The 12,226-nt window shown below is 70.4% G+C and carries 10 protein-coding genes; 5 read left to right on the plus strand and 5 right to left on the minus strand.

Features of this window, described 5'->3' with window-relative positions; translation table 11 throughout:
• Positions 1 to 149 precede the first annotated feature (149 nt).
• The 4 genes from B4V06_RS16620 to glpA all read right to left on the minus strand — a co-directional run bounded on the left by B4V06_RS16620 (position 150) and on the right by glpA (position 5,931).
• The gene (locus tag B4V06_RS16620) at positions 150 to 1,130 is read right to left on the minus strand and encodes a hypothetical protein (protein WP_498170672.1); all 981 of its coding nucleotides are present in this window, start codon (positions 1,128 to 1,130) and stop codon (positions 150 to 152) included.
• 117 nt (positions 1,131 to 1,247) lie between these two features.
• A complete protein-coding gene (locus B4V06_RS16625; protein WP_498170673.1) occupies positions 1,248 to 2,816 on the minus strand; it encodes an anaerobic glycerol-3-phosphate dehydrogenase subunit C in 1,569 nt (522 codons plus the stop codon).
• Entirely contained in the window at positions 2,813 to 4,192 is a 1,380-nt protein-coding gene (glpB, locus tag B4V06_RS16630; protein ID WP_123114425.1) for a glycerol-3-phosphate dehydrogenase subunit GlpB, read from the minus strand. Before glpB ends, B4V06_RS16625 begins: the two co-directional genes overlap by 4 nt.
• Entirely contained in the window at positions 4,192 to 5,931 is a 1,740-nt protein-coding gene (glpA, locus tag B4V06_RS16635; RefSeq protein WP_498170674.1) for an anaerobic glycerol-3-phosphate dehydrogenase subunit GlpA, read from the minus strand. Before glpA ends, glpB begins: the two co-directional genes overlap by 1 nt.
• 408 nt (positions 5,932 to 6,339) lie before the next feature.
• Here glpA and glpK point away from each other — a divergent pair, with 408 nt between their 5' ends.
• Both glpK and B4V06_RS16645 read left to right on the plus strand, forming a co-directional pair.
• A complete protein-coding gene (gene glpK / locus B4V06_RS16640) occupies positions 6,340 to 7,881 on the plus strand; it encodes a glycerol kinase GlpK (protein WP_123114423.1) in 1,542 nt (513 codons plus the stop codon).
• Positions 7,882 to 8,988, plus strand: coding sequence for a DUF7973 family transport facilitator (locus B4V06_RS16645; RefSeq protein ID WP_123114422.1), 1,107 nt, complete (start codon positions 7,882 to 7,884; stop codon positions 8,986 to 8,988). It abuts the gene before it with no gap.
• Between the two features lie 16 nt (positions 8,989 to 9,004).
• Here B4V06_RS16645 and B4V06_RS16650 read toward each other — a convergent pair whose 3' ends face one another.
• Positions 9,005 to 9,406 carry a hypothetical protein gene (locus tag B4V06_RS16650; protein ID WP_498170675.1) on the minus strand — a complete coding sequence of 134 codons (402 nt, stop codon included), beginning with the start codon at positions 9,404 to 9,406 and terminating at the stop codon, positions 9,005 to 9,007.
• Positions 9,407 to 9,581: 175 nt separating this feature from the next.
• On the opposite strand from B4V06_RS16650, the gene B4V06_RS16655 reads away from it, so the two are divergent.
• The 3 genes from B4V06_RS16655 to B4V06_RS16665 all read left to right on the plus strand — a co-directional run bounded on the left by B4V06_RS16655 (position 9,582) and on the right by B4V06_RS16665 (position 11,855).
• A complete protein-coding gene (locus tag B4V06_RS16655) occupies positions 9,582 to 9,788 on the plus strand; it encodes a hypothetical protein (protein ID WP_498170676.1) in 207 nt (68 codons plus the stop codon).
• A gap of 88 nt (positions 9,789 to 9,876) precedes the next feature.
• On the plus strand, positions 9,877 to 11,049 hold the full coding sequence (locus B4V06_RS16660; protein WP_123114419.1) for a Cdc6/Cdc18 family protein: 1,173 nt from the start codon (positions 9,877 to 9,879) through the stop codon (positions 11,047 to 11,049).
• A gap of 122 nt (positions 11,050 to 11,171) precedes the next feature.
• Positions 11,172 to 11,855, plus strand: coding sequence for an HAD-IIB family hydrolase (locus tag B4V06_RS16665; RefSeq protein ID WP_123114418.1), 684 nt, complete (start codon positions 11,172 to 11,174; stop codon positions 11,853 to 11,855).
• Positions 11,856 to 12,226: the final 371 nt, after the last annotated feature.

Raw genomic sequence — 12,226 nt, forward strand, 5'->3', positions numbered from 1 at the left:
ACCGCTCGGAGAATATGAACTCACGGGTTGGATTCGGCCCGAGAGCGATAAATACGATTCCGCCGACGGCCGACCGCGACGGATTTCGGTTACGGAGGATCGAGGAGAACGCCTCGCGCTTCAGCGGGGGGGAGCGTGTCAACGCGTCGCTACAGATTGCGCTCGATGTACCGGTTCAGCTCGCGGACACGCGTCTCGTCGAACGTCCACGTGCCGCGCCACACCCGCGGCTCCGCCTCCACGGCGAGGAGGCCGACGCCCCCCTCGATACCGCGCCTGAGGTCAGTTCCCACCTCGTCAGCGACCGAGCGAGGCCCCTCCGGCGGCCGGTACACGACGAACCAACTGCGGGTGAAGTCCCGATCGTCGCCCCCGTGGATCACCGCGTCGAGGCCGCGGGGCAGGTCGTCCGGCACGCCGTACAGGTGCGTGTCGACGCCGGCGTCGGCCACGCTCTCGTACACCTCCCGAGTCCCGACCTCGTCGTCGAGCCGCGAGAGCCGCTGGAACGAGGACCGCAGCGTCCCGTCGCCGGCCACCCACGCGGCGCGTTCGATGAACCGAGAGATGGTGATGAGGAGGAGCTTCTGCCGGTTCGACTCGGGGTAGCCGCGGAGGGTGAAGGTCGTCTCGCTGAGCCGACTGACCACCGCCGGGAGGTCGACGTCCTCCAGCGAGCGCGTCCCGGTGATGTACAGGTCGGAGTTCACGAACAGCACGGCGTCGCCGAGCTCGCCGAGCGTCGAGCCGGCGACGACCTCGTCGCCCTCCACGAGCAGCGCGAGGTTCTCGACCGCCGACGGGTCGTCGCCGTCGAAGGGGACCGCGTCGTTCCGCCGGAGCGCGTCGACGTCGATCACCGGGCCCTCGCCCGCGTCGGCGGTTCGCATGGTCAGCCGCTCGGCGGAGAGCCCCGACCCGCCGGTGACGCCGGCCCCGTCGGGCCGGGCGTCACGTTGCTCGGACCCGGTGCCCGCGTCGCCCGCGAGGCTCCCGTCGGTCACCTCCACCGGGCCCTCTCCGAACGTGTCGGCGAGCATGTTGAGAACGGGGTCCGGGTCGGTGCGGTTGACCACGACGATGGACCGCTCGACGTCGTCGAAGCGATCGAGGAGCTGTTCGAGCGTCACGAGCAGTTGTCCGGAGTTCCGGAGAATAAACGTTCGTCTGAGGTTATCTCGTCTGAGAACCGGACGCGTCGACCGGGTCGACGGGCGGTCGGAGAAGTGGGAGACAGAGGCGACCGATCAGGCGCTGACGGTCTCTTCGAGCAGCTGGAGGGGGTGTTTGATCTCGTAGCCGGTGCCGTGTTCCATCTGCATCGCGCAGGTGGGACACTCCGTCATCCCCACGTCGCCCTCGGCGTCCTCCATGTGCTCGAACATCTCCTCGCCGATCTTCATCGACTTCTCGTACTTCTCCTCCTTCCAGCCGTAGGTGCCCGAGATGCCGGAACAGGAGTCGCCGACGTCCTCCATCGTCACGCCGTCGACGTCGCGGAACGTCTCGACGGCCTGCCGGGAGAGCCCCTGGTTGCGGGCGTGACACGGGGCGTGGTAGGCGAACGAGCGCTCGTCGGCGAGCTTCGTCCCCGCCAGTTCGCCCTCCAGGTCCTCGTTGATCCGGAGGTACTCCAGCGCCTCGTAAGTGTGCTCGGAGACGTCCTCGATCCCGTGGATGTCGAACAGCTCGGGGTACTCCTGCCGGAGCGACATCGAGCAGGAGGTACAGGAGGCGATCACGTCGGCGCCCTCGCCGATCGCCTCGATCAGGCTCTCGACGTTCGTCTCCGCGTGCCGGCGCGCGTCTTTCAGCATGCCGTTCGCGAACATCGGGGTGCCGGAGCACTTCTGCGGGGGCACCATCACCTCGTAGCCGAAGTGCTCGTACACCCGGACCATCGCCTTGCCGACCTCCGGCGTGTTGTAGTTGGAGTAACAGCCGTGGAAGTACGCCACGCGCTTGTCCGGGTTCTGTACCTGTGCCCCGCCGCGCGCCTTCCACCACTCGCGGAACGTCTCCGTGGCGAACTCGGGGAAGTCGCGCTCTTTCGGGATACCGAGCGTCTTCTCCATCGCCCAGCGGACCGGCCCGAAGTTCATCACGAACGAGGAGGTCCGCGGGAAGACGCTCGCCAGCCGCGCGGAGGTGCGGTAGTTCGCCAAGATCCGGTTCCGGACGTACTCCACCGACAGCTTCTCCATCTGCTCTTCGACGAACTGGCCGCGCGCCTCGTTGTGCATCTGCGAGAGCGGCACCGAGGAGGGGCAGGCGTCGTCACAGCGCATGCAGTTCGAACAGGAGGTGATCGACTCGTCGATGTCGTGGTCCTCCTTCCGCTTGAGCCGCCACTGCTCCGGGCCCTGGAACTTCGGCCCCGGGAACTCCTCGTCGACCTCGGCGACCGGACAGGAGGTGTCACAGCTCGTGCATTTATAACAGGAGTCGGCCCCCTCGCGGAGGTCGAGGTCGCCGCCGGGGAACACGTCGACCGGGTCGTACGCGTCCGGGTCGAGCTCCGCCGACTCGGCCCCGCCGGTCGCGCTCTCGACGCCGCCGTCGGTGGCCGCGTCGTTCGTTGCGCGTCCACCATCAGTGGCCGCGTCGTTCGTTGCGCGTCCACCATCAGTGGCCGCGTCGCGCTCGGCGCCGCCGTCGGTGGCGACCGCCCGCTCCGGCTCGTCGTCGTGAGGGACGAAGACCGAGGGGCGCTCGTCGCGACCGGCCGCCGGGACGCCCGGGCTGCCCCCCGGCTCGCTCCCGTCGTCGCGCTCTTCCCCCGCTCCGTCCGTGTCGTCGTCTGTGTCTCGTGTCATTGGGTCGCCTCCGTCGCCGCCTGCCGCCCGGCCACGAGGCCGGTCGCGAGCGACACCCCGCTCGCGGACTTCTCTCGCGCCACGTCCGCGCCGCCGACGACCCCGCCGGCCGCGAAGACGTTCGCGTACTGTGCCTCTCCGTCCCCGTCGAGGGGTCGCCCGCGCTCGTCGGGGCGCACGCCGAACCGCGCGTACGGTTGGTCGCCGAACGCGTCGTCGACGAACCACTCGTAGCGGTCGTCGGGCTGCTCGACGTGTAAGTCGAAGACGGGTTCGCGGACGCCCTCGCGGTCCGAGTCGAGCCCCTTCCCGACGAGCCCGCCGGTCGCGAGCACGAACGCGTCGGCGCCGTACGGCGTCTCCCGGCCCTTCCGGTCGACCGCGACCGTCTCGACCCGCCCGTCCGCCTCGGTCTCGATCCCGACGACGGGGTTGCCGGTCTCGAATCGGACGCCCTCGGCGTCGAGCGCGTCGTAGAGCCGGTCCTCTAAGCGGAGCCCGGGGAGGCTCGGCGGCCCCATCGGGATCTCGAAGGCGTCGGCGCCGAGCCGGTCGGCCAGTTCGGCGCGGACCTCGTCGCCCCGGTCGTCGCCGAGGAACGCCGGGAAGCCGACGCGCTCGACGCGGTCCACGCCGCCGTCCGCGTCGACGACGTCGTGGAGGTGCGGGGCGACCGCCTTCGCCAGCGCCTCGCGCGCGGGGACCCCGTCGATCTCCTCGTCGTGGTCGAGCGCCTTCGCGAGGCGGGTGACCTTCGTGTCGGCCCGGAACGCCTCGGCGAACTCGACCTCTGCGCCGGCGACGTCGAAGGGGACACCGGCCGCCTCCAGCCGGCCCGCGAACGCCCGCGCGTCGTACTCGGTCAGCGATCGGAAGCCCACGATGAGCGCGGGCCGGTCGTCGCTGGCGATCCCCGCCTCCGCGGCGGCCGGGTACCGCGCGGTCGGCTTCACGCTCCCGCCGAACGTTGGCACCAGGGCGTTGCGGTCGGTGTGGCCGCCGCGGTACGCGTCGCCCGCGAGCTCGTCGAACAGGTCCAGCCCCTCCCGGAGCGCGTCGGCGCCGACGATCCGGTAGGGGTGCGTCTCGGGGAGCCGGTCGATCCCCTCGAAGGGATCGGCGAGCGGGCCCTCCGGGTCGGGCCAATCGTCGCGGTCGAGCTCGCGGCCCGCGGTCGGCGGTCCCTCGCGGAGCGGCTGCGCGGGCTCGGTCGCGGGCACGTAGCCGAGCGCGTCGATCAGCCCCGACGCCTGTCGGAGCGTACTCGCCTTGTGGGAGACGAGCCGCACGTCGGCGCCCTCGCGGGACGCCGAGATCGCCGCCGTGATCGCCGCCAGCCCGCCGCCGACCACGAGGACGTCGCTGTCGATCGCCATCAGCGACCCCCGTCCGTAGCGGCGGTTCCGGCCTCGCCGCTACCGGCGTCGGACTCGGCCGGGCCGCCCGGCGAGCCGGCGTCGAAGGCGCCGAAGTCGATCTCGCTATCGAGGTTCGCCGGGTCGCCGTCGCGGTTCATCGTCGTCGCGTGCAACAGGAGGTTCAGCATCGCCTGCGAGAGCTGTCGGCCCCACAGCGCGTGGCGCTGGCCCTTCCAGCGCTCCTGGTACAGCTCGTCTTCCGCGTCGCGAACGACGGGCTCCGGGTACTCCTGCGCCAGCTCCGCGGCGATCCGGTGGGTACAGAAGCCGCCCTGGCAGTTGCCCATCGAGGCGCGGGTGCGGAGCCGGACCGCGTTGAGGTCGCTGCCCGCGTCGCCGATCGCGTCCTGCACCTCCGCGCGGGTGACGCCCTCGCACTCGCAGACGATCGGGTTCGGGTCGTACTCCCCGAGCACGTCGTCGGCGCGCGACCCGAGCCGCTGGCCGGAGCGGCGGGCGACCGGGGAGCGGAGGCCGAACTCGTCCATGAGCTCCTCCATGCGGGCGTCGCTCTCCGAGCCCGGGAGGGGCACCTCGGCGGTGTCGCAGGTCGCCTCGTGGCCGAGGGTGTCGCAGACGTGGTCGCTGATGGACTCGGCCATCATGCGGTAGGTGGTGAGCTTCCCGCCGACGATGGTCGTCATCCCGGGCAGGTCGTCGCGCTCGCCGTGGTCGAGGAGGAAGTAGTCGCGCGTGATGTCGGTCGGGTCCTCGGTGCCGGTCCCCGGCGGCTCGTAGAGGGGGCGGACGCCCCAGAACGACCGCAGCGTCCGGGCGTCCTTCAGCGCGGGCACGAGCTCCGAGAGCGTCTCGATCATCAGGTCGACCTCCCAGTCCTCCTCGGGGTAGTCCTCGGGGTCGTCGACCTCCTCGTCGGTCGTCCCGAGGATGCAGGCCGTCTCGTGAGGCACGACGATGTCGGCGTCCCCCTTCGGCCGGCACCGGTTGATGACGGTGTCGACCTGTCGGGTGTTCATCACCGTCATCACTCCTTTCGAGGGGCGCACCTCGACGTCGACGCCGGCCATCTCGCCGACGTTCCCGGCCCACGCGCCGGTCGCGTTGACGACGTGGCGCGCACGAATCTCCTCGGTCGTCCCGGGCTCGCGGTGGACCCGCTTGCCGGGGCCGGTCTCGTGTTCGACCTCGACGCCGACGACCTCGCCGTCCTCGACGAGCACGTCCGTCACCGGGGCGTGCGTCTCGATCCGGGCGCCGTGCTCGCGGGCGTCGGCCGCGTTGGAGACGCAGAGCCGGAAGGGGTCGACCGCGCCGTCGGGGAGCGCGATCGCCTTCTCGACGTCACGCGCGAGGTAGGGCTCGCGGCGGCGGGCCTCTTCGCCGTCGAGCACCTCGACGGGGATGTCGCACGCCCGACACCCCTCCAGCTTCTCCTGGAAGTACTCCTCGGAGTCCTCCGGGCGCTTGACGAACATCCCGCCGGTCTCCTCGACGCAGTGCGACGCGATGTCGCGGAGCACCCGGTTCTCCTCGATACACTCCTTCGCGCTCTTCTGGTCGGAGACCGCGTACCGACCCCCGCTGTGGAGGAGCCCGTGCATCCGTCCCGTCGTGCCGTGCGTCAGGTTCCCCTTCTCGACGAGCACCGCGTCGAGCCCCCGTCGCGCCAGGTCCCTGACGACGCCGCAGCCGGTCGACCCGCCACCGACGACCACGACGTCCACCTGTTGGTCCATAGCCAACCGCTTGGACGCCGTCCACTTTACTTTACCTCCTCCTCACGGGTTCGCATAACTATCAGGGACGTTCAAGTGGTGCAAGCGTTGGCAGCAGCGATTTGTTTATATATTACCTTTTTGAATCGCGCTCAAAAGCGGATTTTAACAGTTAGATTATTATGGTAGTACATTATGTTCACGAACGGCGTGGTAGCTTCCGTGAAGATATACCGCGGCGACGACGGTGACGCCCCCCCGAACCGGGACCGCGCGGCCGGCGCGCGGGCCGGACGCGGTCTCTCGGGCGGGGGCACCTCACGGCGTCGACTCCCGGCCCGGCCGGGACGCGTCCCCCTCGGGAACCGCCCGAGGCGGGATCGTCGACGTCGCCGCGGGCGGACCAGCGCCACAGGAGGGATCCAAAACATGACACAGTACGTCGGTGCGATTGACCAGGGGACGACCGGCACCCGCTTCATGGTGTTCGACCACGAGGGCCAGGTCGTCGCGAACGCTTACGAACAGCACGAACAGATCTACCCGAACCCGGGTTGGGTCGAGCACGACCCGATCGAGATCTGGGAGAACACCCAGCAGGTCGTCCTCGACGGCCTCGCGGACGCGGGGCTAGACGCGGACCAGCTCGAAGCGATCGGGATCACCAACCAGCGCGAGACGACGATCGTCTGGGACAAGGACTCCGGGAAGCCGGTCCACAACGCCCTCGTGTGGCAGGACCGGCGGACGACGGACCGCGTCGAGGAGATCCAAGAGGCGGGCAAGGTCGAGGAGATCCGCGAGAAGACCGGACTGGAGTGTGACGCCTACTTCTCCGCGACCAAGACCGAGTGGATCCTCGACAACGCGGAGCCGCTCAAGATGCAGAGCTCCCGCGGCGGCGACCTCCGCGACCGCGCCCGCGAGGGCGAGCTCGTCATGGGCACGATCGACTCGTGGCTCATCTACAACCTGACGGGCAACCACATCACGGACGTCACGAACGCCTCCCGGACGATGCTGTACAACATCCGGGAGATGGAGTGGGACGACGAGCTACTCGACGAGTTCGGCGTCCCGGAGGAGATGGTCCCCGAGGTACGCCCCTCCTCCGACGAGGAGTACTACGGCCACACGGACGCCGACGGCTTCCTCGGCGAGGAGATTCCGGTCGCCGGCGCGCTCGGTGACCAGCAGGCCGCGCTGTTCGGCCAGACCTGCTTCGACGAGGGCGACGCGAAGAACACCTACGGCACCGGGTCGTTCTACCTGATGAACACGGGCAACGAGGCCGTCGAGTCCGACCACGGGCTCTTAACGACCATCGGCTTCCAGATGTCCGGCGAACCCGTCCAGTACGCGCTGGAGGGCTCGATCTTCATCACGGGCGCCGCCATCGAGTGGCTCGAGGACGTCGACCTGATCAACAACGCGGCCCAGACCGCGGAGCTGGCCCGGTCGGTCGACTCGACCGACGGCGTCTACATGGTCCCGGCGTTCACGGGGCTCGGCGCCCCGCACTGGGACGGCCGCGCCCGCGGGACCATCGTCGGGATGACCCGCGGCACGAGCAAGGAGCACATCGTCCGGGCGACGCTCGAATCGATCGCCTACCAGACCCGCGACGTCGCCGAGGCCATGGAGGCCGACTCCGGCGTCGAGACGACCAGCCTCCGCGTCGACGGCGGGGCGGTCAAGAACAACTTCCTCTGTCAGCTCCAGTCCGACATCATCCAGACGGAGATCGCGCGACCGGAGGTCGACGAGACCACCGCGCTCGGCTCCGCGTACGCCGCGGGCCTCGCGGTCGGCTACTGGGACTCCGTCGACGAGCTCCGCGACAACTGGCAGGTGGACCGCGAGTTCACCCCCGAGAAGGACCAGGAGGAGGTCGACAAGCTGTACAGCCGGTGGGACGACGCGGTCGAGCGCTCCCGCAACTGGGCACAGGACGACGAGGAGGACGAGTAGATGAGCGCCGAGGCTTCGGCGCTGGTGGCGTCAGGCGACCTGCTCGCGCAGTCGGGCGGAGTGCTCGCGCAGTGGAACGCCGGTTCGATCGGCGCGGTGCTCGACATCCTGCTCGACCCGACCATCTGGCTCGGGGCGGCGGCCGGCGGGGCGTTCGGCGCGGCGCTCGGTGCGCTCCCGGCGTTCATCTTCACCGGCTTCCTCGTCATCGCCGGCGTGTGGGGCGGTGACGCTGCCATGGGGTCGGGCGTCGGCGTCGGGTTCGGTCCCGTCTTCGGGCCGCACATCTCCTTCGCCGGCGGTGCGGCGGCGGCGGCGTACGCGGCGAAGAACGGCGCGATGGAGTCCGGCTTCGACTACCACAACGCGAAGGACATCGGCTTCGCGCTGGGGAGTCGCCCGGACATCCTCGCGGTCGGTGCGGCGTTCGGTGTCTTCGGCATCGTGCTCGAACAGACGCTCCGGAACCTGGCGATCCCGACGGACCCGATCGCGTTCACCGTCGTCGCCAGCGCGCTGGTCCACCGGGCGGTCTTCGGCTACTCCGTGATCGGCAACGTCAGCAGCAAGGCGAGCGGCTACTTCGACATGGGGCCGTTCGAGCGCGAGGAGATGCGCGACCCCGGTGAGGTGCCCGGCGACGGCGACAAGTCCAGCGAGGACCGCCTCGCGGTCGAGCCGTGGCTGCCGAACATGTACAAGTGGTCGCACGTCGCGGCGATCGGCGCGGCCGCCGGGCTGGCGGCCTCCTACGCCGCGATCCAGACCGGAAACGTGTTCCTCGGGTTCGGTATCAGCGCGGCGACGCTGCTGTTCCTGAACCTCGGCGTGGACCGGATCCCGGTCACCCACCACATGACGCTTCCGGGCGCGACCGCGTGGGCCGCGTTCACCGGCGCGGGCTTCAGCGGCACGGTCGGGCTGATCGCCGGGGCCGGCTTCGGTCTCCTCGGCGCCGTGATCGGCGAGGCCTTCCAGCGCGTCTTCTACGCGCACGGGGACACGCACGTGGACCCGCCGGCCGCGGCGATCTTCATCACGTCCTCGATCCTCGCCGTGCTGGCGATTCTCGGCGTCCTCGGTTCGATCTGGGTTCCGGGCACCTAAGCCCGGTCTTCCGTATTTATCCAGTCGGAAGCACCGAGGAAAGAACCACGTACGAAACGACACCAGCGATGATCCCGACACCAACCGAGGTAACGAACCCTTGAGTGAACACGAACGCGGCGGCGGCGACGACCGACAGCACGGCCAGTCCGATTCCGGCGGCGCCGTGATGGTACGCACCGACCGTCGGGTGTTCGCTGAGCGACGTCCGATCGGACGCCGGAACCCGGACGCTCGCGTGATACGGGATGTACAGCCGGACGCCGATGCCGGCGGTCGCCGCGACGATCGAGGCGAACTGGACGTCGTCGACGAGCTCGCGGACGAGGAGGAACGCGGCGATCGCGACGATCAGCGCGACCGCCTTGCTCCGCTTGTCGGCCTTGACGACCGACTCGTCGAACTCTGGTTCGGACATACTCCGCGGGAGGCGGGCGGACGGGTTAAGATTGTGGACGGCGCGGCGATTGCCGCCGTCGCCGACCGCGTCGTCGCCGTCCGCGGCGCCGACGTCTCCCCCGCCAGTGGGTCCGACCGACCCCGGACCGAGGCGGTCGGGATGGATTTAACGTCGTTCGACGTGAGGCGACGGTATGAACGTGGGTACGCTGGGGCTCGAGAGACGGGACGGTCGCAACATGCTCGTCGTCGCGGCGATCGTCACGCTCGTCGTGACGGTGACCGCGGAGGGCCCGGTCGGCGCGCGCGTCGTCGCCGGCGCCATCGTCGGCGCCGTCGCGGCCGCCGTGTTCGCCGTCTCGACGCTGCTGATAAACCGGTACAAGCCCGACCACTGGTAGGACCGCGGCGGTCGCCCGGTCGCCGACGGCGGCGGCCGCGGCAGCGTAGTTCGTGCCAGTTTTATCCGGACACGCGGGAGGGACGACCGTGAACATCGACGACCGGATCGAGCGCCGGTTGGGGTACGACGCCGGGGCCGGCGTTCTGGTCGACCTCGACGCCGTCTCCCCCGTCGCGCACGTGGAGTCCCCGATCGGTCGGGGGCCGGCGTTCGAGCGATTGCTCGACGCCTTCAGCCCGGCGTTTTCCGGGTCGCTCCCGCCGAGCACCTACGTGCACGGCCCGAAGGGGAGCGGGAAGTCGGCCGCCGTCTCGGCGCTGTTCGACCGGCTTGCGGCGCACAGCGGGCCGCGGCGAGCGATCCAGACCTCGACGCGCGCGGTCGAGCCGACGCTGCCGGGGTTCGTCTACGTCGACGCGCGGCGCGGCTCGACCCGGTTCCGGCTCTACCACACCATCCTCTCGGCGATCGGCGACGACCCGATCCCCGAACACGGGATCGGCACCGACGAGCTCGCCGACGAGCTCCGGGAGAGCGTCCGCACCGGTCCGGACGTGGTCGTCGCGGTCGACCACGCCAACGAGCCGGAGACGCCGGACGCGACGACCGTCGTCGACTGGCTCACCGACGTCAGCGGACACATCGCGCCCGTCTGCCTCGGTCGGGACCCGCCGGAGGCGATCGAGTGGGAGCCCGACGCGTCCGTGGCGTTCGAACCGTACCGGCGCCACGTCCTCGTCGAGCTGCTGACGAGCCGGTGTTCGACCGGCCTCGGCCGCGACGCGATAAGCCACGACCAGATCCGCGAGGTCGGCGAGTGGGCCGAGGGAGACGCCCACGACGCGCTCGCTGCGATAGCTGGCGCCGCGATCAGCGCGGAGCGGGAGGGCGCCTCCACGATTCGGTCGGCGGACCTCGACGCGGGGATCGAGGGAGTGCCGAAGCCCGGAGTGGCGCTGGGCCGCGTGCTCGCGCTCTCCGAGAGCCGCCGCCGCCTCCTGTACGAGCTGGTCAGCCTGCCGGAGGACGACCGGGCCTCGGTGAGCGCGGCGACGGAGACGATCGCCTCGCGGCCCGCCGTCGACCTCTCGGCGTCCACCGTGCGCCGGGTGCTGTACGAGCTCGCGGACGCGGGGCTGCTCGACCGGGTGACGGTCCGCCAGAGCGGCGGGAAGGGCCGTCCCCCGAGCCGGCTCGTCCCGCGGTTCCCGACGCTCGTGTTCCGGGAGCTGTTCGACCGGCCGTCGTGGCCGGCCTGAACCGCCCCGCTTGACCAAGCCGCCGCGGTCGACGACCGCGGACCTCCCTTTTTAAATCGCCGCACGGACGCGACGCCGAGCGCGAACGCAAGACAGTTGCGCCCGGCCGCCTCACCGCCGGTATGACCCCGCCCCTCGCGCTGGACATCGACGGGACGCTGACGACGCCGAGCGGCCGGATCGACCCCCGCGTCTTCGAGCTGTTGCCCGACTGGGACGCGCCGGTCGTCTTCGCGACGGGGAAGGCGTTCCCCTACCCGGTCGCGCTGGCGCACTTCCTCGGCCGACCCGAGTTCGTGATCGCCGAGAACGGCGGTGTCGCGTACGTCGACGGCGAGACGGCGGTCCTCGGCGACCCGACCGCGCCCCGGGCCGTCGTCGAGGCGTTCCGCGAGCGCGGCGGGGAGGTCGGCTGGGGCGACGGCGACACGGTGAACCGGTGGCGCGAGACGGAGGTGGCGCTGTCGCTCGACGCCGACGAGGCGCTGCTCCGCGAGGTCGCCGCGGCCGCCGACGGCGACGTGACGGTCGTCGACACCGGCTACGCGTACCACGTCAAATCGCCCGCCGCGAGCAAAGGGAAGGCCCTCGAACGCGTCGCCGATGCGCTCGGGATCGCCACCGAGGCGTTCGTCGCGATCGGCGACAGCGAGAACGACGCCTCCACGTTCGCCGTCGCCGGCGAGTCGTACGCGGTCGCCAACGCCGACGCGACCGCGCGCGAGGCGGCCGACGTCGTCCTCGACGAGGCGTACATGGACGGGACGGAGACGGTGCTGGCGGCCCTCCGCGAGCGGGGCGAGTGAAGCGAGCGAGAGCCTCCGGTAGGGGGATTTTATAAGTAATCACGACATCCCGCGGAGGTTTTTTAAGTAAGATTGCGGTGGCGCGCCTCCGAGCGGTCGCCGCCGGCGACCGCGAGGAGTCCGCGAGGGACGCGGTGAGCGCTCGAAGAGCGCGAACCGCGAGGCTGGGGAGGCGTGAGGCTGCGGTGCGGTTGCGGTGGGTAGGATTCAAAGGGGCAGTCGCGAGGACGGCGCAGGTGACGCAAGGACCGCAAGGAGCGAGCAGCGCGAGCGACTGAGGACCGCAGCGAGCGTGCGCCGTCCTCGCGACTGGGGCTTTGGCGGTGTTCACCGCAGAGTTGTCGGCCGCGTATAGCCGAGCGGCTGGGGCT

The sequence above is a fragment of the Halorubrum sp. B53 genome (genome assembly GCF_059752395.1).